Annotated in this window: 29 protein-coding genes; 2 read left to right on the plus strand and 27 right to left on the minus strand. The window is 42.2% G+C overall.

All coding sequences use genetic code 11. The features are described from left to right. Positions 1 to 8 precede the first annotated feature (8 nt). The 9 genes from CKW02_RS15310 to CKW02_RS15350 are packed head-to-tail and all read right to left on the minus strand — an operon-like array spanning position 9 to position 9,076. Positions 9 to 932 (minus strand): YmfQ family protein, encoded by a 924-nt coding sequence (locus tag CKW02_RS15310; protein WP_003212799.1) that lies wholly within the window; start codon positions 930 to 932, stop codon positions 9 to 11. Continuing rightward, on the minus strand, positions 916 to 1,965 hold the full coding sequence (locus CKW02_RS15315) for a baseplate J/gp47 family protein (RefSeq protein WP_003212924.1): 1,050 nt from the start codon (positions 1,963 to 1,965) through the stop codon (positions 916 to 918). Before CKW02_RS15315 ends, CKW02_RS15310 begins: the two co-directional genes overlap by 17 nt. Beyond that, positions 1,958 to 2,380, minus strand: a complete 423-nt coding sequence (locus CKW02_RS15320) for a DUF2634 domain-containing protein (protein ID WP_003213065.1) — start codon at positions 2,378 to 2,380, stop codon at positions 1,958 to 1,960. Before CKW02_RS15320 ends, CKW02_RS15315 begins: the two co-directional genes overlap by 8 nt. Before the next feature lie 14 nt (positions 2,381 to 2,394). After that, entirely contained in the window at positions 2,395 to 2,661 is a 267-nt protein-coding gene (locus tag CKW02_RS15325) for a DUF2577 family protein (RefSeq protein WP_003212971.1), read from the minus strand. Then, positions 2,658 to 3,668 (minus strand): XkdQ/YqbQ family protein, encoded by a 1,011-nt coding sequence (locus CKW02_RS15330; protein WP_003213128.1) that lies wholly within the window; start codon positions 3,666 to 3,668, stop codon positions 2,658 to 2,660. Before CKW02_RS15330 ends, CKW02_RS15325 begins: the two co-directional genes overlap by 4 nt. Positions 3,669 to 3,679: 11 nt before the next feature. After that, positions 3,680 to 4,348 (minus strand): LysM peptidoglycan-binding domain-containing protein, encoded by a 669-nt coding sequence (locus tag CKW02_RS15335; RefSeq protein WP_003213616.1) that lies wholly within the window; start codon positions 4,346 to 4,348, stop codon positions 3,680 to 3,682. Then, on the minus strand, positions 4,341 to 8,456 hold the full coding sequence (locus tag CKW02_RS15340; protein WP_003213718.1) for a transglycosylase SLT domain-containing protein: 4,116 nt from the start codon (positions 8,454 to 8,456) through the stop codon (positions 4,341 to 4,343). The genes CKW02_RS15335 and CKW02_RS15340 overlap by 8 nt, the downstream gene beginning before the upstream one ends. Beyond that, positions 8,457 to 8,594 (minus strand): hypothetical protein, encoded by a 138-nt coding sequence (locus CKW02_RS15345; RefSeq protein WP_088002055.1) that lies wholly within the window; start codon positions 8,592 to 8,594, stop codon positions 8,457 to 8,459. Between the two features lie 41 nt (positions 8,595 to 8,635). Next, positions 8,636 to 9,076, minus strand: a complete 441-nt coding sequence (locus CKW02_RS15350; RefSeq protein WP_003213341.1) for a phage tail assembly chaperone — start codon at positions 9,074 to 9,076, stop codon at positions 8,636 to 8,638. A gap of 185 nt (positions 9,077 to 9,261) precedes the next feature. Here CKW02_RS15350 and CKW02_RS20725 point away from each other — a divergent pair, with 185 nt between their 5' ends. Next, complete coding sequence (locus tag CKW02_RS20725; RefSeq protein ID WP_350223447.1) at positions 9,262 to 9,318, plus strand: putative holin-like toxin; 57 nt, start codon at positions 9,262 to 9,264, stop codon at positions 9,316 to 9,318. A 288-nt stretch (positions 9,319 to 9,606) separates the two neighbouring features. Here CKW02_RS20725 and CKW02_RS15360 read toward each other — a convergent pair whose 3' ends face one another. From CKW02_RS15360 to CKW02_RS15440, 18 genes are all read right to left on the minus strand, one after another. Then, a complete protein-coding gene (locus CKW02_RS15360) occupies positions 9,607 to 10,050 on the minus strand; it encodes a phage tail tube protein (RefSeq protein WP_003213309.1) in 444 nt (147 codons plus the stop codon). 1 nt (position 10,051) lies between these two features. Then, on the minus strand, positions 10,052 to 11,398 hold the full coding sequence (locus CKW02_RS15365; protein WP_003212878.1) for a phage tail sheath family protein: 1,347 nt from the start codon (positions 11,396 to 11,398) through the stop codon (positions 10,052 to 10,054). A gap of 3 nt (positions 11,399 to 11,401) precedes the next feature. Next, positions 11,402 to 11,614: a YqzN/YkzM domain-containing protein gene (locus CKW02_RS15370; RefSeq protein WP_003212736.1), complete on the minus strand. Its 213-nt coding sequence runs from the start codon at positions 11,612 to 11,614 to the stop codon at positions 11,402 to 11,404. After that, positions 11,601 to 12,056 (minus strand): phage tail terminator family protein, encoded by a 456-nt coding sequence (locus CKW02_RS15375; RefSeq protein WP_003212659.1) that lies wholly within the window; start codon positions 12,054 to 12,056, stop codon positions 11,601 to 11,603. Before CKW02_RS15375 ends, CKW02_RS15370 begins: the two co-directional genes overlap by 14 nt. Before the next feature lie 4 nt (positions 12,057 to 12,060). Beyond that, positions 12,061 to 12,558 carry an HK97 gp10 family phage protein gene (locus CKW02_RS15380; protein ID WP_003212615.1) on the minus strand — a complete coding sequence of 166 codons (498 nt, stop codon included), beginning with the start codon at positions 12,556 to 12,558 and terminating at the stop codon, positions 12,061 to 12,063. Beyond that, positions 12,555 to 12,911, minus strand: coding sequence for a YqbH/XkdH family protein (locus tag CKW02_RS15385; RefSeq protein WP_003212773.1), 357 nt, complete (start codon positions 12,909 to 12,911; stop codon positions 12,555 to 12,557). Before CKW02_RS15385 ends, CKW02_RS15380 begins: the two co-directional genes overlap by 4 nt. Further along, a complete protein-coding gene (yqbG, locus tag CKW02_RS15390; RefSeq protein ID WP_003213486.1) occupies positions 12,908 to 13,291 on the minus strand; it encodes a protein YqbG in 384 nt (127 codons plus the stop codon). The genes CKW02_RS15385 and yqbG overlap by 4 nt, the downstream gene beginning before the upstream one ends. Positions 13,292 to 13,304: 13 nt before the next feature. Beyond that, positions 13,305 to 14,228, minus strand: a complete 924-nt coding sequence (locus CKW02_RS15395; protein ID WP_095117868.1) for a phage major capsid protein — start codon at positions 14,226 to 14,228, stop codon at positions 13,305 to 13,307. Between the two features lie 22 nt (positions 14,229 to 14,250). Then, positions 14,251 to 15,339 (minus strand): XkdF-like putative serine protease domain-containing protein, encoded by a 1,089-nt coding sequence (locus CKW02_RS15400; protein WP_003212716.1) that lies wholly within the window; start codon positions 15,337 to 15,339, stop codon positions 14,251 to 14,253. A 38-nt stretch (positions 15,340 to 15,377) separates the two neighbouring features. After that, positions 15,378 to 16,835 carry a phage portal protein gene (locus CKW02_RS15405; RefSeq protein ID WP_003212960.1) on the minus strand — a complete coding sequence of 486 codons (1,458 nt, stop codon included), beginning with the start codon at positions 16,833 to 16,835 and terminating at the stop codon, positions 15,378 to 15,380. After that, positions 16,832 to 18,145, minus strand: coding sequence for a PBSX family phage terminase large subunit (locus tag CKW02_RS15410; protein WP_003213132.1), 1,314 nt, complete (start codon positions 18,143 to 18,145; stop codon positions 16,832 to 16,834). The genes CKW02_RS15405 and CKW02_RS15410 overlap by 4 nt, the downstream gene beginning before the upstream one ends. Next, positions 18,142 to 18,786, minus strand: a complete 645-nt coding sequence (terS, locus tag CKW02_RS15415; RefSeq protein ID WP_003213198.1) for a phage terminase small subunit — start codon at positions 18,784 to 18,786, stop codon at positions 18,142 to 18,144. Before terS ends, CKW02_RS15410 begins: the two co-directional genes overlap by 4 nt. A gap of 153 nt (positions 18,787 to 18,939) precedes the next feature. Continuing rightward, positions 18,940 to 19,458 carry a sigma-70 family RNA polymerase sigma factor gene (locus tag CKW02_RS15420; protein ID WP_003213659.1) on the minus strand — a complete coding sequence of 173 codons (519 nt, stop codon included), beginning with the start codon at positions 19,456 to 19,458 and terminating at the stop codon, positions 18,940 to 18,942. Positions 19,459 to 19,586: 128 nt separating this feature from the next. Then, complete coding sequence (locus CKW02_RS15425; protein WP_003212874.1) at positions 19,587 to 19,793, minus strand: XtrA/YqaO family protein; 207 nt, start codon at positions 19,791 to 19,793, stop codon at positions 19,587 to 19,589. Then, a complete protein-coding gene (locus CKW02_RS15430; RefSeq protein WP_003212720.1) occupies positions 19,790 to 20,191 on the minus strand; it encodes a RusA family crossover junction endodeoxyribonuclease in 402 nt (133 codons plus the stop codon). The genes CKW02_RS15425 and CKW02_RS15430 overlap by 4 nt, the downstream gene beginning before the upstream one ends. A 50-nt stretch (positions 20,192 to 20,241) precedes the next feature. Next, complete coding sequence (locus CKW02_RS15435) at positions 20,242 to 20,484, minus strand: hypothetical protein (protein WP_223251233.1); 243 nt, start codon at positions 20,482 to 20,484, stop codon at positions 20,242 to 20,244. Continuing rightward, complete coding sequence (locus CKW02_RS20340) at positions 20,462 to 20,614, minus strand: hypothetical protein (RefSeq protein WP_003213636.1); 153 nt, start codon at positions 20,612 to 20,614, stop codon at positions 20,462 to 20,464. The genes CKW02_RS15435 and CKW02_RS20340 overlap by 23 nt, the downstream gene beginning before the upstream one ends. Next, on the minus strand, positions 20,611 to 20,874 hold the full coding sequence (locus CKW02_RS15440) for a helix-turn-helix transcriptional regulator (RefSeq protein ID WP_003213361.1): 264 nt from the start codon (positions 20,872 to 20,874) through the stop codon (positions 20,611 to 20,613). Before CKW02_RS15440 ends, CKW02_RS20340 begins: the two co-directional genes overlap by 4 nt. Positions 20,875 to 21,032: 158 nt before the next feature. On the opposite strand from CKW02_RS15440, the gene CKW02_RS15445 reads away from it, so the two are divergent. Continuing rightward, positions 21,033 to 21,410 (plus strand): helix-turn-helix domain-containing protein, encoded by a 378-nt coding sequence (locus tag CKW02_RS15445; RefSeq protein ID WP_003213241.1) that lies wholly within the window; start codon positions 21,033 to 21,035, stop codon positions 21,408 to 21,410. Positions 21,411 to 21,523: the final 113 nt, after the last annotated feature.

The raw sequence follows: 21,523 nt of genomic DNA on the forward strand, positions 1-21,523 counted from the left end.
GATCCTCCTTATAGCTCTATTTTTTGAGAAGTAGCTGCTAGCATTTTTGATCCGTCCAGCGGAACAGATCCATCGAGAATCCAGTAATGATCCTTAATCAGTAAGCTGCCGCCTTGTTCAGTTTGGACATGTACTGGCAATCGGAACGTCATTTTCTTCTTGGTTTGATGCTGGAGCTGATTTTTTGTGCGTAAAGTCAATGCCGCTCCTTGCTTCGTTTCATGTACCGCTCCAGTCATGACATAATTCATTCGGTATGTGTTCTCTGACTTATGCTGAAGCGGCATTCTCATCTTCAACGAATGCCGAAAACGAGCAGGTACATCGGTTGTCCCTCGTGTTCCGCTCAGATAAAACGACCCATTTAATACAAATTCACCATTGAGTAAAATCGGGATATGATCGAAAAAACCCACTCTGCTTCGCAGTGTGAGCCTCCCGTGATGATCATTTATTTCATGTACATCGGTATGATGAAATGCAGTGAACGTATAAGCCAAATGAGCTGGCTTTAACGTTTCAAGTATTTCTACAATATATCTAGTGTTTTGCAGATCATCTAGATTCACACGTAAGGCGAAATGGTAGCGATTGGTGGTCAGACGGATGATGGCACTTGGATTTTTGAGAAAGCGATTCACCGATTTCTCTAAAGAAAGATACGTGATCGGTGGAATGTTTGACATCATATTGAGTAAGCGTGCTCTGCGAAGTTCAATGGAATCATCTGATTCTCGCTGCACCTTCAGCATTCTTTCCCATCTATTCAATCCCCATGTCGCTGTCAAAGGGAAGAACTGATCCATTAAATCGAAAATGGATTCATCCAATTGCTCAAACTCTGGCGCTTCTGTTTTGAGCAGGTGATCGACTTCATAAATCTCTGTAAAATATGGCGGCAAGTAGTTTTTCATTTCATCCTGTTTGCTCAATAACCTTCACCTGCCTCAGACGCGGTATCTCAATGTCCTGTAACACTAAGTTTTTTGACTCCCCATTCAATAACACGTTTGCATAATCTGATACACTTTCTGAATGGTACAGAATGTCATTTAATGCGGACATTCGAATGGTACTCTTTTCAAATGCAATTGATTTCAACAGCGCTTTGACCTTTTCTTCTATTTCTTTCTGCGCTCCTTCAAGGGTCCAGTCCATTTGAAGTTCGACGGCTACTTCTATGTCAATGTCCAGCCATTTGGCGCTTTCGACGGTCGCTTTTGAACCAATAGGCGCTTGTCCTTCTCCTTCGCCTGGTACTGGGTCGATATATTCCTGTACTCTTTTAACAAGCAGATCTGATGCAACATCTAGATTGCCGTCTGTGATGACAATCTTGACTGTTCCTTCTCCATTCCAAAGCGGGAATACCTTCGCTCTGCCAACCCCTGTCACTTCCTCAGCCCATTTTTTATAATGCGCCTTGTTGGCACTGACAGCCTCTCGCCTAGCACGTATTAAGTAGCGATCATATAACGAAGCGTCATCTTCTTCCTCTTGTCCGGGTATTACCAAATCTTTCATGATAATTGATTCAAGCCCCGGGATTGTATCAAGTGAAAGCAGCGCCTGATCTGTTAATTGACCATTGCCGACTTTGCCAGGTGTCTCGCATTCTAGCGTCCCATCGTTCGAATATTGGAAATAGACGTCTTCAATAAAAAACCGTGAGCCAGCTGGGATGTTGATATCCTCCGGCTTAATAGCTGCGGACCAAACCGCTTTAGTCGCTGGTTTTCTTTCAATTCCTACTTCAGCGGCCCGCCGATCTAGAAACTCTCCTTGTGCTGTATCTGCAAAGACCAGCTCGAATACTTGATCAAGCCAAATATAGGACTGGGCCAGTTCAGCAGCAGCAGGTGCCAAGGCATTCCAAATGACGCTGTTTTCTCTTTTATCTATGTCATCTGGCAGTCTGTCTAGCATTCTTTCCATTAATGCTTCGTACGTTTGTTCCTCAAACATCGCTCTCCATCACCTCCTCTATTTCTAATGTGCCTTCATCTGTGACTATAGCTAGCTTGACATGAAACGAGTCATTTTCCTTTGTGACCTCTATCTCTTCAATATGATCAATCCGTTCGTCCACAATCAATGCTTCCTCTAGCAGCCTCGGAATCTCCATTTCTTTGTATTCATCCGTGGCTTCTGTATCCGTCAAAAGCTCCTGAATTTCAGTGCCAATGTCGTGGCTGTAAATAGGATGTGCATACCGCTCTGTCCTAAGTGTCATATAAACGAATTGACGAATTGCTTCAATGCCTGAAATGGTTTCACCTGTCAATCTGCCAGTTTCAACATCTATTCGATACGTCGTCGAGGTTTCCACCTCTTCGCCTTCTTCTGTTTCCTCAATTTCTTCCTCTGGTGAAAGTGCCACGTTCATCACCTCCCTTACAATTTGTCGATGATGTAGAAGGATTGCCCTCCTGCCATTGCCAGCACCATAATGCTGTCTCCCCTTTTCAGTTCATCATCCTCACCCTTATTTAGGCGCTTTGGCCAAATCAGTAATTCTTCCGGGATGATTAGCTTATGGTTTTCATTTAACTGGATGCTTACAGGAGAAACTGCCGTAACTTCTCCAATCACCAGATCAATTGGAGAGGCGGCGTCTACAGCATTCACTGCTAATCGTTTAATCGCTTCACTTAACCTCACGCTTGATCACCCTTTGGAATGGAATTTTTCTCAACGACATCAATTGTCATGGTGTGTTTCACCCCACTGAATTCATGTTTGTCCTGATCGATCCAGTACGTATTTTTTACGTTGATTTCAGGGATTTTCAAATAGATTGGAAGACCGCTTTGCAGTTCAGGAATGCCTAGCGCTTGGATGCTTTTGACTTCTTGTTTCACGCCTTTTTTCTCTGCCAGCCGTACTTTGGCTCTTTTTTGCAGCTGCGGCTGGTTGATTTGCCCTGTAACCGTCTCAACATGCTGTAAAATACCGTATTTACTCTGACCTGCTTTATCCTGTTCGACCACTACAATCTCTGATTTGCTACCTTTTTTCTTATTTTTCCCCTGTTCATCCACAGACGTGCGCAGCTTGACACGAGTGGCTGTTTCTTCAATCGAGGTGCTGTACTGATAGCCAATGAGATTGACACCTGATTCAATGACCCATACGTCCTCTGGATCTGGCCAAGCTCTCAGCCCCATCTTTCCTTTAGCAGAATAGATTTGATAGTTTCTGCCGGTTTGCCGCTTTGTCTCTTTTAATGCTTTCAGAATCATGTCATATAGGCTCGTATCGTTTTTAAACACTAGTGATTTTATGACATGACCTGTATTGGCGATGGAGGTCATGGGAATTTGAAAGTCAGCTCCAATCCGTCTCAAGATTTGATCTGCTCTTTGTTTTGAAAAAACATAGACATCTTGGTTTTTCACCAAATATTGAAGCATGTCGTATGCGGTAAAGGTCAGTTTCCCTTCAACAGGCGTCCTAGAAAACACAATGCCTCTGAACAGCTCTTTTCCTTTCCATTTAAAAAGAACCGTGTCCCCTTCTGAGACACGGTAATATGTTTGACTCCCTTGCTTTGTGATAATATTTGCTTGAATAGAGCGAGGAGCTTGATACCTTTGCCCCTGAAGTGTCACACTCTCTGTGACAAGCTCATACATGGTGCCGCTTCTGATGGCAAAAAGCTCGATCAATGCCAGCCCCCCTATTGTGGTATTTTTAACCTTTGTCCAGGGAAAATCCAATGCCCCGGCTGCTTAATATTTCGTTTGCTACGTTTAATCATCGCTAATTTATTGGCATTCCAAATACGCCGCCATTTTGTACTGTCGCCATAAAACCTGCCTGAAATGGCCCATAGCGTATCCCCTTTTTTGACGGTGTACATTTTTGGCGGTGTTTTTGAAGGCCTTTTCTTTTTCGTTTGTTTTGCTTTTTTCTTTCGTTTAATTTTCCTAGGCGATGCGGTTTTGTATTCCTTTAACTCGATCGTAAATTCACGATCGCCAATATCATATGATCCTTCTTTATGGGTGAAGCTTTCAATGCTGCACGTCATGTTGATTTTTGTCCCCGTTACAATCAGCCGCACAGACTTCTTTGAACGCATCATTCGTTCTATTTTCGCTATCGCATTCTCCGGTGATGGAATGCTTTTATATTCAGCAATTGGCGAATATTTCTTAGGAAATAAAGAAGTGAATGATACTTGCTTAGCCGATGGGACATCAATAAAGGTCAGTTCTCCAAAAGAGGCAACCTTTACCGTTTCATTTTGTACGTTATTTGTGATTTCAAGTTCGGATGGAAGGACAGGGAATCGCAACTTGTCCTTTCCTTGGGAAATCCACAATTGATACACTGATTTACCCATCAATCACGACCCCCTTCGTTCCTGTATGAAGCTCTACTTCCAGTTCATCTACGAGCATTTGTCTAATTTTTTCGACTAGCGATTGCTGATCTTGTCCATTATGGAAATGCTGATCCCCATTGAATTGAATGGTGATTTGCTTATTACTTGACGATGCTGTACGACTAGAAGACTGAGCTGAGGTGACTTGCTGCATTTGTGATTCTGGTAAAGGAGCAGACGCATTTGCTGGATCATATACTTGCATTCCAAGTGCCTTGGCTGCCTGCGTTAATAAATACCTTCCGCGTATGCCTCTTTCTTCAGGAATGATCCATTCGCGTTTGTTTCCTTCACCGACTCTAGCAACCTGCTCCTGAGTAATCAGTCCACCATTTGCGTAGCCTTTATAAGGCCCGCCTCTTCTCATACTTCGTAATCCCGGTGTATTGAAGACTGTTCCATATCTGCCCTTAATGTAGTTAATGGCTGCTACGGCATTATGAATTGGGTTCCAAATGTCATTCATGCCTTTGCCTTTATTGGAGTTAAACGTCGTTCCAATGGTTTGCATTAAGCCTTTAGAAGGCGTTCCCTTCTTGGCGTTAGAATCCCATAAGTTGATTGCTCTCGGATTTCCATTCGATTCATGCTGCGCAATGGTCATAAGTCCTGGAAGCCAGTTCATCGATGTGCCAGTTGCCATGAGAGCTGCCATGAGCCATTGCTGAACACTAAGACCTGAAGCCCCCATACCGCTGAAGGCACCGATTAATGAACCAGCCTGATTTTCAGCAAACTTTTTCACATCAACTGAGTCGAGTCCTTTGACGACACCGATCGATGCGAATTTCCCAAGACTCATCATGACGCGTGAAGGGGAATGAATATCTAATTCCTCTCTAAACGCCTGCTCTACTTTCTTCGCCATTTCTTTGGCGGCTTGTGTGACTTCACTTGCTTTTGAACGCATGCCACTGTTAAAGGCATCCATCATTCCTGAGCCCCAGCCTGGTGATTCTTGTTTTGCTTGTAGAAATGGTTGTTTGATGTGCTGATCTACGTATTGGCTAGTACCAACTGAAGTGGCATTTTGACCTGTGGCAAAACCACTAACCGTTCCAGAACCCCAAGTTGGCGATGCTGTCATCACTTGTTGATATGGTGCTTTTACACGACTTTGCAAAAAGCTATCTGTTCCTGTTGGTGTCATCTGCTGACCATTCGCAAAAGCAGCAACTGTTTGCTGACCATACTTATTTGAGTCTGAGGTCAATTGACCAAAAGGCTGCTGAATATTCTTTTGCTTCCATTGATCAAGTGTAATCATTTTTTGATTTAATCCTTGTTCAAAATCCTTATTAAATTGCTCGCCTATGCTGGAGGCTTGAATGTTCCCAGTCATCGAGACCGATCCGTCTATTGAACCGACAGAAGATGATGAAGCTACTGCTGTAGGAGCTGGAGAGCTTGATACTTGATTTCCAGCTGCTCCGCTTGGCATAACAGACATCCCAAGATGAGAAGCAGCCTGAGCAAGCAGCATCTTCCCGCGCCCTCGGTTATTTTGAGTTGGAATGACAAATTCGTTACCTGCTTCACCGACCCATGATAAGGTTGGCTGGGTGATATAGCCGCCTGTGGCTTTTTTATCAGGGTCTCCAAAGACATGTTTCAATACAAAATCAACCCCACCGCCAGCCTTATTAAACAAATCTTTGACCCACCCAAACGCTTTAGAAAACCCATCACCAATAGCTTCTGCTACTTTTACAATCGGCTTTTGAATGTTGTCCTCAAACCATTTGGATAATCCATCCCATATATCTGTCACCACTTTATACGCTTCTTCGAACTTTTTCCCGAAACTGTCTTTAATGGTTCCTACGGTATCTACAAGTGGATTCCACACATTTTCCATAAACCATGACGATACAGCTCCAAAGATTGATTGTATCTTTTTCCATGCATTTGATAATGCTGTCCAAATCCCTGTAGCGACTGTAACAACTGTACTGCTCAGTGGTGTCCAAACGTTTTCAATAAACCAACCCGCTACTGCACTGAACGTTTCTTGTATCCATGTCCATGCATTGACTAAACTTGACCAGATGGTCGTTGCTACCGTAACGACTGTGTCGCTGAGCGGTGTCCAAACGTTTTCGATAAACCAGCCCGCTACTGCACTGAACGTTTCTTGTATCCATGTCCATGCATTGACTAGACTTGACCAGATGGTTGTTGCTACCGTAACGACTGTATCACTTAGTGGCGTCCATACGTTTTCGATAAACCAGCCTGCAACTGCACTAAATGTTTCTTGAATCCATGTCCAGGCATTGACTAGATTTGTCCAAATGGTCGTTGCTACTGTAGCGACTGTATCACTTAGTGGCGTCCATACATTTTCTGTGAACCAAGCCGCGACTGTTGACCAAACTTCGACAATTTGATTTTTGATTTCGATGGCTTTTTGGCCAATCTTTTCAAATCCGCCGCCATCAAACCATTTTCCAATTGTTTCACCGATAGATTCTCCGCCCATACTTCCAGCAATGCCGCCTACTAGACCGCCGATGGCTGTACCTACCCCTGGGACTAAGCTTCCAATAGCTGCACCTGCTGCAGCACCTGCCATTCCGCCGGCGATGCCGCCTCCAGTCGTACCAATCTTTTCACCAGCATTCTCTTTGTTCATACCAATTAGATTTGTTGCACTAAGTACACTTCCTAGAATAGGTACTTTCTTTAATAATTTTCCGCTCCCTTTACCTATACTTTTCATTGCATTCCCTAATCCACTTAACCCCTTGCTACCTTTCACTAAACCCGTAAGTCCGCCAGCTGAAGCTGCGATACCCGCACCTTTCTTTAGTCCAGTAGGGATTTTTCCAAATAATTTACCTGCATTTGTTTTCAGTTTCCCTAATCTACTTGGAGGTCTTCTATTCATTTCGGCCCTTGATGTAGCATTTGGATTTCTTGTCTGTCTTGGTGAGCGACCATTTCGATTTTTAGTTTTAGTAGATCCTCCCCTGCTTAAACCTCTTGCACAGCAGGGGCAACAACTATTGCGAAACAAGCCTTTTCCACCTCGCGACTGAGGTTTCGTTTTGGGAGCTGGATTTGATGGTGTTGATGTTGGTGTTGATGTTGGTGCTGTTGTTGGCGCTGTTGTTGGTGCCTGAGTGGTACTTTCACTTGATTGATCACTTGCACCTAAGAGTCGATCTAATCCAGCCTTCACCAATTGATCTAGTTTTTCTTCAGGATTAAATTTAATTTTCTCTTTAATTCTTCCGATCACATCTTGCTTGTACTCTTCTATTTTATTTTCAACCCAAGGAAGTGCCTTTTCATCCCAAAACTTTCTAGGACTCAATTTTTCCTTCACTTTATCTGCAACGTCACCTGCATATTTTTGAATTTCACTTAATCCCTTATTGGCAAGGTTCTGGAGCCAGCTCTGTTTAGGATCTTCTGTTTTCACTGACGGACTAACAGCCTCAGGTTCTTTTTTTATGTTTTGTTCTTTCACAACCGACTCTGCTTGATCTCGTTTTTTCAACTTACTCTTTGCATTGTCTTGAACAGACACTCTGATTTCGTGTTTAGACATCGTCAAGCTTTTGAGCGTCTTTTTGATTCGTTGAATTGCAGCGGTGGCTTGGTCAACCATGTTTAATCTCATATAGTACGTTCTGTTCATGAGCTGAAAGATAGATTTTTTGATTGATGACATTTTACCTGACAATTGATCGTTTAGTTTAAACGTCAGCATAATGGGGCTTGTTCCCGCTTGCTTTAAACGATTTATGCTGGATTTAATGACATCTAATCCCTTCGCTTGAATGGATATGACCAAGTGATTCGGGAACATATTTAACTGATTGTTTAATGCTTTAAGATCACGATAGATTCCTTGATCCAGTCTCATGGAAATCACTGACATTTTCCGAAGCGATAAACTAAAGTTTCTTAATTTCTTGTCATCTATATCCAGGTTTATTTTCACCGGTTTTCTAAATGGTTTGAGCTGCTTCTCAAATGTTTGAAATCGTTTTTGTATGCGCAGCAGCTTCTTCGATACTTTGTCTTCTAATTCAAATCGCGCAGTGAGTTTCGCCAATTATTTCCCTCCTTTCTTTGCTTCTTTTTCTAGCATGTCGAGTTTGTAGCTGATGAGTCCAAATAGGAGTGCTTTGAATGGTCTTGGTGATTCGTATAAATCAAGGAGTTCAGATGGGGAGTAGTGAAGCTCGTGCATGGCGTAATATAAAAACACAGCTTCTTTATCCCCATCTTTTATTAGTTTTTTGCTGCGTCTTCTAAATCTTCAATTTCGTCTTCGAATCCGTTGATTTCAATGGCTTTGTTTAACCAGTTCGCATATTCTCCGCCTACTGACAGGACACGTTTTGCTACTTCAACTGGATCTTGTGTACTGTAGGCTTCTCTTAATTCTTTTGAGCGGAAATCTGGATAAACCGTCGATTCAATGGCAATTCGTGCGTAGAAGCGCTGACTGTCTAAGTCCTTAACGCGGCCTCTGCCTTTGACATTTTTGAAGGTTGTGTTTTCTTTTTCCAGTTCATCGATACGTTCAGTTGTAATGGCTTTAAAGACAAAAGGAATGACATTCCCTTTTTTATCAACAAAACGTTTAGAAATTGGTACTTTGACCTCTTCTGCTTCTACTGTTTGTCCTGGCATAAAAAATGAAAGATCAAATGTTTGTTTTTCGCTCATGTTTAAAAACTCCCTTTGTTATGTTTTTTTGAATGCAAAAAAGCACATCCATTTTTTGAATGTGCTTTCCAATCTTTTCATGTATAATTTAAATGGTACAATTGAACGGCTTGCTCAAGGGTGTCTGGCTCATCCCCGATAGGAAGGGGGTGATGCCAATGTCAACATTTGAAGCGATTTCCCTAATGCTTTTATTCGGGATGTTTATCTTTACTTTGTTGACGTATATAGACAAAAAATAGACTCCCCTTGAGCTTTGGACGGTTGAAGGGAAAGTCTATCCTTAAAAACTATCTAATTGATAAGCCAGCCCCTTGAGGGCCAAATTGTACATTGCCGGGATGTTGACGCATCCTGGCTTCTTTTTATTTTATGCAAAGTACTTTGCATGTAAACATATTTCTAAAAAACTTTTTGGGGTTACACAGTAACTCTTTTGTAGCTACTCTGTAACTATGAAAAATTATACCATATCGTTGAATAAAATAAAAATAACATATATTTTAGTGATTCGAAATGCCTTTTCTCAATTAAAAAGAATTCTTCAGCTTTTCAGGAAGATCAAAGTCCTCGAACGTAAACGGAACTTCTTCTTCAAGTGCTTCTGAATCGACATCCAGTCCAGCAATTTTAGCCGAATCAAAGTTGACATCGAATAACGTCACACGCTCTGTGCCTCTGCCTGATGATTTATCATCAATCACCGCTTGAAGAGTGAAATAAGGATCTTCCCCTTTTTTCACATAGTTGAGCATGAGTTGTACGAAACGTGAAGTGACTTTATAGAATGTTGCCGTTCCTGTTCCATTTGCCCCAGTTGTTTTATGACCCGTCATTCTTCGGCCCATCACGTTGACTTCTGATTTGTTTTTCTCCACGTTTGCTTCAAACGTTTTGATAAAGGCAAGCTCCTCACCTTCTAAGAAAAGACGACCCTCTTTACCTGAAATTGTATTTTGCGCTTTAAAAGCCATCTTACTTCACCTCCACATTGAAATAGAATTTTTCTGCTGCATCTACTGGTTGAACAGCTAGATCGATAATAAATCCATCACGATCTTCATTAAGACCGATCACGATATCTGTTTCTGAGTTAAAGCCTGTAATGCCGCTGCCATCTTGAAGCTGTGTGAGATACTGTGTAATCAGTGTTTTCACAAGCTGCACTCCATCATCAGATGCTGGGATGTCATTGCCATTGGCTTTGCGTAATTTAATCAGATTTTTTAATTCAAACGTTAAATCATTGTTGATGGCATCAAGCACACGAATGATTTTGTTTTTCGCCATTTGCTGATTCTTTTCAACTGTGAAGCTTGTTAAAGAGTTAATATCTTTTTCAACACTCACCGTGCGGTCTCTCGCATCAAAAGTAAAGAGGAACTCCCCTTGTGATAATCGGTATTCTACTTGATCATTATCAAGGCGTTCTAATGTATCCACTGCTCCTTCGTATTCAACAAAGGTGAGTGACTGATTGAAGTTTGCACCTGCACTTGCCCCTGCAACCCAAGCTGTTGTTTGAGCAGGTGTTAGTTCTGTTCCATCTTCCAGCACAACACCGCTTGTCACATTAATGATGCCTTCTTGGTCAGCTGCATAGTTCGCCACAACGCCTTGCACCTTACGCCCTTGCTTATCACGTAGACGCTCGATAAATGAAGCGAAGGTTGCTTTTAATTGCTCACTATTATCGACTGGGAGCGCAATGACATCAAAGTATTCTGTTTCTGCTGCTTCTAGGAAAGCTGTATAATCTGCGACACTTGCCACACCGTTTTTCCCGCCGCTTAGTGCCACACCAGCCGTGATAACTGCTTCACCTTCACCAGAAAATTGAACATATTTGTTTTCTACAAGATCTTTGACATCCGTGACAACCTGCTTATCGACAATATCTGTTCCAAGATAAGTGATGACGTCACGTTTTGTGCTGTCGAGTACATTTTCTGCCACTTGGATAGTGATCTCATTTCCTTTTTGACCGCCATAATTGGCTGTGACCACAAATTTTTCTGCGATTTCCGCTTTGGCTTGTACCCCTTCGTTTAGGCGATAAAGCAAGACAGTTTGTGCTTTTTTCTTTGCTTCACGGAAAAGAAGAAGAGACTTGTCATCAATGTTGAGTCCAACCTTTTTATTTAAGTCTTCCATATTGGAAACGGAAATAAAGGTTTTTGGTTCTCCCCAGCTCATCACAAGAGGAAGTGCCACCGTACCTCGATCGCCTAAAGTAATTCGCTGCTCTGCTGTTGTTTTAAAATTAAAGTAAATGCCAGGACGCTTTTTCTCTGTACCTGGTGTAAATGTGCCTCCGTTCATCCTTTAAACCTCCTTGGACAAAAAAGCATCAATGTGCTTTTTCGCTTCTGTTTTTGTAATTGGTTGATGTTTGATATAAAAAAGAGCACCTTCAAGGATTTCTGGTTTAACCCCAAAAAGATCCTTACTGTGCTCCTTTAAGGCTTCAAATGAAAAGCCAAATTCTTTTTCTTCGCCAGCTGTTTGAGCAGGCTCTGCTTTTTTAGTCTTGCTCACGTTTGATCACTCCATCTGAAAAGTTGATATCTTCAAGGCTTGCTTGTTTGTCTCGGTTGTACCAATAACTGCTATCCCACGTCAGGACAATCGCTGCTACGCCTTGATCTATCATTCTTGTTTCCACTCTTTTTATGCGGACATAATCATCAAGCACCTCTCCATCTTCACTCATCATCTGAATCATTTGACGATCAGCAAGCAATGCATCAACAATTATTTCTGCCGCAACATGTGCTTTTTCTGAATCCATATGAAACACTTTCACTTGCAGCGAATAAGATTTCATAAATGTAGATACCGTATCTGGACCGCTGATGACTGTTACGGGCGGCACATAAACGGATGGCACTTGAAAACGCTCTGGCAAAAGTCGATCATACATTGTCACAGGAAAGTGTGTGTAAATATAATGCATGATTGCCCCGACTTCTTGATTCATTTCATCACCTCCCAAAATGTCGATCGAACCAGCTTTGAAGCTTTCGATCCAGCGACTGTTCAAACATTTGCTCATAGAGCATGACAGCATGATCCCAGTAGCCATTTCCATCTACCCATTGAGAGGCAAGCATCATTCCTGTCTTTGCATTCGGATCATATTCAAAGCGGCTGCCAGCCCACCTGCCAGGCACCCATCTTCGCTCTCCACTTGAAGAAGTAGCATGTCCGTCATTGACATAGGAGGCATATTCAAGCTTCGTTCCCACTTCAAGTGTGAGACCACCTTTTGACATGAGAAAATGATTCTCCTTGTATCCTTGCGTAAAGGAGCTTAGCAGCCGACCTGTATCGACAGCATTCTCCTTGATTAACTCATCCTGAATGATGTCCAAAAGCTCTAGGCCCATGTCCTCTAGCCAATCTTGATATTCTGCTTTTAAGCCGCCGGCACACGCTGTTTCCAGCTGTGAAAGCAGCCGGTCAAGTCCATCAATTTTCATAGATTTTCCTTCCTGACTGCCATCACTTCAATGTGATGATTTTTCACTTTTTTGGGCTGCTGTAACTTAAGTGAGACGCCGTTCCACACCATTTTGTCATGCAGGCGAATATCACTTGCTAAAGGGAAATGGACAAGATAGGACTGATAAATCACTGTATTCGGCTCTTCTTGCACAAGCGACTGATTCTTTTCTATGACATAACAAGCCAGATCTGTCAGGCTAGGCGCATCAGGATAGGAAAGAGTCATTTGTAAGTCATCAGCTGGAATCCCGAATTTTCCTCGGGAAGCCTCCTGATGTTCAAGGTGAAAAAGATCACAGCGATCTGTTAAGAGAGATTGATAACTCATAATGATCTCACCTTTAATTTGGTACTGCCCCCAGTAAATGATGGTTCAATGTAATCGACAAGCAGGGCATATACATAAGGTTTGCCTTTCACTTGATCAGCTGCCTTCGCATATGAATAATCACCCATTTTTTCTGACGTAAAGCCTTTCATCATAGATTCATCATCATTCAGCATGGCAAAATATTGGGCCATTTTTAATAATGCGATTCTTGCTTTTTCAGGGAGGGGCTGATATTTTCCGCTTGAGAAATCATGACCTACGATTTGAAATACCGCAGCTTCTGCTTCGATAATATCTGCTGTCAGTCTTTCTACAGATCGATTTTTCACACGCTCAAATACAGAATAGGCTTGCAGTTCTTCAGGAGAAATAATCATGGCCTGATGTCACCTACTCTTTCACTTTCATCACTTTTGCTACAGCATCCTCTTCCTCAAATTTGCTGTCTAGCTTCGCTGTTAGGACAATAATAAATTTACGTCTGCGAATATCTTTTTCTACTTCAATTCGAATATGACGAGAAAAACCTACGATAATATTTTTAGGGTGTGTCAGCAAAATATCTGATACGTCTGTTCCCGCTTCGTCATATGGCTGCATATTGGCAAGACCTTTGACCGGCACACCGAATGCAGAAGAAAGTCCGCCTTGAATCACCGCATCTCCGAGAGTTGTCTGACGGTTTGCTACTTGATCCTTCCACTCCACCTCTAAACTTGGAGATGTGTAGAAACGGAAATCCTGAGGTACACGTAAATATTTTGACGGCATCGCTTTATAGGCTTGTTTCAACATTTGGCGGCTAATTTCCGCTCCATTGGCATCCACAATATGAGATACTGCTTGTTTTCTGACGCCATCCATTTGGGCTAAAAACGGATCTGCTGAAGTCGTATCCCCATTGACGATGAGCTCTTCAATATCAACGGCCGCTCGTTCAGCAAGCATTTGCATAATGGTCTGCTGAATTCCGTCTTTTTCAATATTGTTTTCAATGCTGTCGTAGGTCATATGAATTTCTGCAATGACCTCTTTTGCATTTAGCTGGACAGTGCTTGTCGCTGGGACAACACGGTCTTTCGCATCAAGCGCTTTGCCTTCCTCTGCCGGGCGCAAAATACGCTGGCCAAAGCCGATTTTTTCGATTTTTTGTGAATCACTTTCCATCGGAATGATGCGTGCATCATTTAAAACGGTTGGTGTGTTTTGCATCATTCTAATGAATGTGTTGGATTGGGTTGCGTTCATGAGACCGCCGGTTTTTAAGCTGGCAAGTGTCATTTCAGCCTTACGAATCAACTCTTGATTTCTCACACTGTTTCCTCCTTATTTCGGCTTATAGTAAGCCATCCCATATGGGTTTTGTCGTGTCGTTTTGTGTATCGTGGATTGTTTGTTTTGATATGCCCCTTGCCTTTTCAAGCATGTGAATCCGCTCTGAAATAGGCAAAAGCTGCTGCTGAAGCACTTCCTGCATTGCTGCTTTTTCTCTGCTAGCTGATTTCTCTAAGGAAGAGAGCTGATGACGAATCGGTGCAACGACTTGCTCGAGCACTTTTTGGACAGGTTCTTCCCCTGTTTGTTCTGTTTCCTGCTTTTCAGCCTGCTGCAAGACGTTTTCGATGGCCTTTTTTGCTTTTTCGAGCTCTCGCACTTGATCCGTCGTCAAAGCGGCCTCTTCTTTTTGTACGTCTGCTTGCCTTTCACCAATCGTTTGAAGTACATCCTCTGTCTTCAGGATGTCCTGCATGATTGGAATGAGCTGTTCTAAGGCCGCTCTTACATCCGCCTCATCACCATCACTTGACTGTAAGGTTTCCAGCAGATGGTCTAAAATGTTCCAAAATGGTTGTGACATGTTTTCACCTTCCTCTTTTAAAAAGAAATTTTTCAGCAAAGAAAAAAGCCCTCTCTCATTTGTGTCTTGAGATAGAAACTGATCTTGTTCTTCTATGGCGACGATGTCCGCCGTTCCGGCCATTGAGTAGCCTGTAATGTGGCCTTTTTGAATTTGATCCCAAATCTCTTGGGAAGCCTTTGTCACAAGCACCCAAGATCCTTTGCGAATCAGCTCCCCGCCCACTTCAACATCAGCCGGAGCAATATATGATTCAACCACTTCGCCAACACCATCTTGAAAATCATGCTGCTTGTCAATATGACGGGCATCCTTCATAAAGCCGTGTGCCGCTCTTTCAATTTCCTTCGCTGTCATAAAGTCTTGATGTGCATCAGGCGTATTCGGCTCATACACGACACCGTACACGAGGCGATGAGCATCTTCTGCCTTTGTCAGGACACTGACCTCTTTTTGAAAGTCAGGCTGCTTTTTCTTTGCTTTCATCAAAAAGAATTTCCTCTTGTTCGCTGCTTTGTCCACGTAGGAAACATGCGTAATTTTAGCGTTTTTTAGTTCTCTTGGCATATGTTCACCCCCTTTCAAAAAAGCGCACCCGCTTCTGTTTATTTCGTCAGCTGGTCCGGCTCTGGTTGAGGCTTTTCTTCAGCTGATTTCATGCGGCTTTCTAAAGGGCGGTGATACAGTTCCTCAGGCCATTCCTCTAGCGTTTTTCCGAGGATTCTTCCTGCTAGATCGCGCAAATCGTTTGGTGACACTGCTCCCGCCTGAATAAATGGTGTCAGTACTTTGGCAATCTCTAATGGGTCTCTAAAATCAGGACCATTTAATAGAAAACGGACATGCCACATATCAAGATCCGGTAGGAAAAGCGTATTGAGTTTTCCTGTGATGAGATGTCGTTCCGGCTGAAATACTTGCTCTTCTGTTGTTTTACGCGCGGTATCTGCTGTCGCTTTGTTATAGTCTTGAGACTCACCTGTGTAAATTGGCGGAAGGCGAAACGCCGAGCGGATTTTGTTTCTTGTTTTTTCATCGTATTCTAAAAAGAGCGCATCTTCTTGCAGGATCTCGGCTAGAGATTTGAAGTTTACTTTGACATTTGAGACATCTTCTTCTCCGGTTAACCCTTTTTCTGTCGGCAGACCTTCAACTTCAAGCAATAGAAATTTATGTGCATGATCAGATCCTTCAATATCGTCCATATAATCTTGAAGCTGCTGATAAGAGGATTCTGACAGCATCCCATTTTCGACAATGATGGCACCTGGTACATGCCGTCCTTGTTTAAAATAAAGATAGTTCAGTTCCTCTGCCTTGCGTGCTCCGTACATATTGACGATGTTGCCAATCCAGCGGGGAATCCCATACGTTCCGCTGCCAATTTTAAAATGAATTACTTCTGTTGCGCGAAGCGGCTCTGGTGTGGTGTCATCGTACTTGCCTGTTTCACAGTGCAAAATGCGCGGATCACCATACTCCTTGAAGAAAACTTTCTTTTCGTTGATCACCTGCACATATTTGCGGAATCGTTTCTTTCGATTCATTGTTCTTAATTCGCCATTTTCTGTGTAACTGAATTCAACGTCGACTGGCTCACTAAGCTTGCAAATGCGGATATGGAGCGCATCTAAATACTCGATTCCGGCCGGCTTTCCTTGTCCATCTCTCAGCACCTCTAAAAAGCCATTGCCCGTTTTCTCTCGGTCTTCGAGGACATAGCCAAGAATCACATCAGCGGACTCATCATAGTTCATGTACTTCGTAAACTCTTCAAGTCTTGTCCATTCCTTTTCTGCGGCTTTCTTTTTTGCCGGTTTTACACCTTCTGCATTAAAGTCAAAGGCATATTCCACCCCAAACCCAAAACCCAAAATATTCGTTTTGTACGCATCAATACATTGCTGAAGAATGGTTGAATATTCTGCCATGCTTTTTAATTCATTGATGTTGTAAGGCGGGGGCACAATGTCATCTTTTTCATAGGAAAATTCATCTGCATACATTTGTTTTGTATGATCAGACATGTTTGCCTTCATAATCGTTGCTTTCAATTGTTTCATTGTATGGACCTCCTCTCTCTGTTTGGACGGACACGCTCCGAGGCGGTCTGTTTCAAATCCGTCACTTCATAATCATCCAGCGCATACCAGATCGCTGATAATGTATGCGGATCGATTTGAAATGCATCTTCCTCTAAACGTCCATCCTTATCTGCCTTATAGGTCAGTGATTGAAGTTCATAGATTGTGTATGGACAAGCATCAGAGCAAATGATTTTCTTAAACCGTTTGATCTTTTTCGTATATTGCAAACGCGAGCCTTGGAACTTATGTGCTGCCACCATTTGAAATCCGCGCTGCCGAAAATAGTGAATGGTTTTAGGCTCGGCTGCATCGGCTTTGATGAGTTCCTTTGATTCAATGAACTCTTTTAGGTCAACAGCTGTTTCATCATCTGTTTTCCCGCGGTCGTAATATTCCCAGTAAATATATAAGTACTTTTTTTCATGGTCGACGGCTAATCGAATGAGCGCATTGTATGATTTAACAAATCCAAAATCCATGCCTGCTCGTTTTAGCGGCCGGTCAATCTGCTGAATGGCTTCTAATACATCAGAATGACTTCTCACCTCAAATTGAGGAAAAACCTTTGTGCCGTTGATGCCGAAATAGCCCTTCCTCGCAATTCGATAGAGGTCTGGGTCGTATTCTTTCAGCTCATCCAGCTGCTCCACATAGCTTTTAGGGAGAAATAGGTTATCTTCCGCTGTGGAGTGATGATAGTACGTATCCTTGATCACAACGGTGCGTTTTTTGTATAAGGTTTCGTCATCTAGGACAAATCGCTTCAGCTGTTCATCTCGAAAGAAATGTCTGTACGTCCAATTATCTTGACCAACAGGATTGGTCGATAACATCATATAAAGCGGTAAGGACGGGTGCCTCAGCCTTCCAAGCAGCTCTTTAAAGCCTTCATAAGAAACCTCTGAACACTCCTCAATCCAAATCATCGAGATGTTGTTAATCGATTTCAATTTCTCAGGCTTGTCCAGCCCTTTGAATAAGATGCTGCTGCCATTTCGAAACGTCAAGGCAAGCGGCGAACTGCGGCACTTCACCACATGATCGATGCCAAGATCGCTGACGATCTCTTGTAAGAGAGAAAAGGTTGATTCGCGGTGCGTATCATATACTTCTCGAATGACAAGTGCTGTCCGTTTTTCTTCCAGCAGCTTTAAAATGAGTTTTAACGCAATGTGATAGCTTTTCGAGGAGCCGTAGCCGCCTACTAAAAATTGAAACTTTTGATTCCAATCGAATAGAAAGTGTTCAAAGTGAGGATTGACTTCTTTTTCAATCAATGGCGTCATGAGTTATCCTCTTTTCGCTTGATCATGATGTGAAGATCTTCCTCTTTTTCTTCGCGCACTGCTTTTTTTGTTTTTTCGATGGTCAGTTCAATTTGCTTTAGCCTTAATCTTCGTTCATCCTTCGCATGTGCAAGCTCTTCAAACTGTTTAATGAGACGCCTGAGCTCTCCCATTGCACGGGATTGGGCATTTAAAAAGGTGGCATGCCGATCCCATGAAAATTGAAACGAATATTCTTCTGTGCTGATTTCTTGTTCTGGCTGAATGCCTTCTACTGTTTCTTCTAATGAAGAAGGCATGTATGCTGCCTTTTTCAGCTCTTTGATCATGTCATCTTGATCTGACACATACATGATTCGCTGCGCCCGAATAATGGCAGCATATTGAATTTGAATTTGATCCCAGATTAAATCAAGCGATGTACGCCCGCCCATTTTCTCCATGATTTCAATTGTTTCATCTGAAAGAAACTGATTGAAGATCGAGTGTGCCTGCTTTGACGAACCTTTTTGCCTTTGCCATCCGTATCGTCTTTTCCAAGATTTCACGGTATGGATCGAGACATTGTAATGATCAGCAATTTGCTGGTACGTCATCCCTTTCATATAATCTTGCTTGGCTTCTATCCGTTTATCTTTCATTTACATTCACCTGCCGCCTCCTTTTAATTCGAACGATTTCCTGTGAAGGAATCATTTGTGTAGGGCTAGCAAACATCCGTTTGGTCTTTCTAACTATAGGTGGCAACTGTAAGACAAGTGTTGCTCCATTTATTTTGTAAAAGAAAAGAACGCCTATTCAGCTGCTTCGAATAGGCGTTCTTGTACTTTTTTGGCCATCTTTGTCCGAGCTCTCTCCATATGTTTTTGCACAGTTCCTTTCTTCACATCCAGCATGATCGCAATCTCGCTAAACGATAATCCTTGCGTTGTGTGCATGAAAAATACGTCCTTTTCTCGGTCCGTTAAAACGGACAAGGCTTCATCAATTCGTTTCTTGTCCCGCTCACTGAATTCTTTTTCATTTTCTTGGATGATTGTATATTCATGTGATAAAGCCTCTAACACTTCTGGATTTGCTAGAATGGTGCGCTGATAGACTGAACGTCTGTCTAATCCTCTGCGTGCGCCTGGCTCTCTTCCAATTTGAAGCCACTCTACTACGTATTCGAGATCGCTCACCATACTGGCGATCATTTTTTTATCATGCTTGTCTTGAACGGACAGCTGATGTTCGTCTTTTTCTTTAAATGGTTCATATTGTTTTCTAGCATCCTTTAATGCTCGTTTGTATTCAATGAGTAAATCTTGCATATTGGCTCTCTCCCTTTTTTAAGAAAATAAAAAACGGACACCAATCAGTCCCCTTTTCATAGGGTCTTGATCAGTGTCCGCAGGCTTTCCGTCTTGGACGAATGATGTTGTGTGATCTGTTCAGTGATCTAGCTGATTTTAAAACCAATCTCTTGATCTACTCTTGCAAAATGACCTTTTGCCGTTTGGATAATGGTTTTTCCATGTTCAGGTACATCTATCTGATAAGCTGTTCCTACATTCCCATCTAATACGATGACTTGAATTTTTCCTGTTTCCATCTCACCGACAAATGTCTGGTTTTCTTGAATGAATAATTGTTTTGGCTCGTTCATATGCTTGTCTCCTTAATTGGTGAGGACTTCGTGCCATCACCTATCGTATTTAAAATGATTTCAATTCTTGGACGCATACTATAAAACTGGGAAACTCTTAAATCAACGATCTGTAGAGAGGCCCTATCCGCAATAGAATGAAGTGCTTCTTGAATATGGTGCAGCCGCGGCTGAAAGATGCTGACGTTCACTGGGCGTATCAAACCTTTCTCTGCGTATGTACGCTTGATTTGACAATCAGCTATGTCAAGCGGCATGTCGTCAAATAAACGAATCTCGAGTGATAGTGCGTCTTTTATTTTATGTGGGCATTGCGCTTTGGCAGCTGCTCGTATTCTTTTTATCAATGTATCTTTTGTGAACAATAACTCTGTCTCAATGATGAAATGGATGACCATGTTATGATCTCCCGTCATCCTTTTCCCACTGACGAATGTCTTGTTCGTTTTTACTCGCTTTGAGCAAGCATTTGAGGATTTCCATGATTTTCTTCCATCGTTTCATGTCGTCTTGCTTCCTCCTTTTTTGCTTCAGCGAGCTTTTCCGCCAAGAGGGTCATGTATGTTTGCTTGTCTTCTGATGTGGAAAAAACAAACACCGGTTTCTGGTGATGAAAGGTCATCCAGCCACCAGCTTGGACTAAACAGAGCTGCGCTTCCTTTCTGGCATCAAACGTCATCTGATGTTTCATCTTCTTCAAATCCCTCCAGACTCTCTTCAATCTCGACTTGATACCCATAACGTATCCTGTCATATGACCAGTAGGTTTTTGGATATCCAAAGTCATTCATCTGCGCTACCATTGGATGTTCAATATTCATTTTGTTTGTCTCTCCTTTTCAAAGAAGTGCTCTTCCTTTAAAGAATTACTCATTTCGTGTAACTTTTGATCAAAAAAAAGCTCTTGAACACCCCTATTTAGCAAATCTGCAATATGCTTTGCTATTTCTAAGCTGGGCTTCGTTCTGCCCATTTCTATATTTGCATAGCCGCTCGTATACTTATGCCCTAATTTTTTCGCCATATAGGTTTGTGTTTTTCCTTGTAAAATGCGTTCTTCTCGTAAATTTTCAAGTTTCATCTTTTCACCTCTTACTCAATATGTGTAAGTTATATTCATTATGATAATATACACAAAACGAGTAAGTCAATCATTTTTTATTCTTTTTGTGTAATTATTTATCTTTTCCGTGTAATTCATGATAAAATTTACTCATAACATGAAAAAAGGTGTTTCCAATGGATAATTTGACTGGGAAGATTTTAACTGAATTAAGAGAGAAGCATGGATGGAGCAAGTCAACGGTTGCTAAAAAACTCGGATTAAAGGCGATGTCCACTTATGCAAATTGGGAATATGGCTTGAGAAAGCCCGACGGTGAAATGATTGTGAAAATCGCCGAGTTATACGGGGTTTCAACGGACTATCTTCTCACAGGTAAGGACAAAGGCGGAACTGATGCCGACCTTGCAGACGATCCTGATTTGCAAATTGCGTTTAAGGCTGCCTCCGATTTTTCCGAAGAAGCACGAAGACAAACCATCGATTTTATTCACTACATTAAAGAAAAAGAGAAGCAAAAAGGCCGTCAGCCAAAACAGCGAGACGACGATTGAGCATCTCTTTTCATAAAGCTTTACATTGCTGGGATACGCCCAGCTTTTTTTATGCCTCTTTTTCCCCTAAAAAAGAGAAGGCTCATGAATAATATGTGACAATTTTCACCATA

Source organism: Bacillus pumilus (assembly GCF_900186955.1).
Classification (GTDB): domain Bacteria; phylum Bacillota; class Bacilli; order Bacillales; family Bacillaceae; genus Bacillus; species Bacillus pumilus.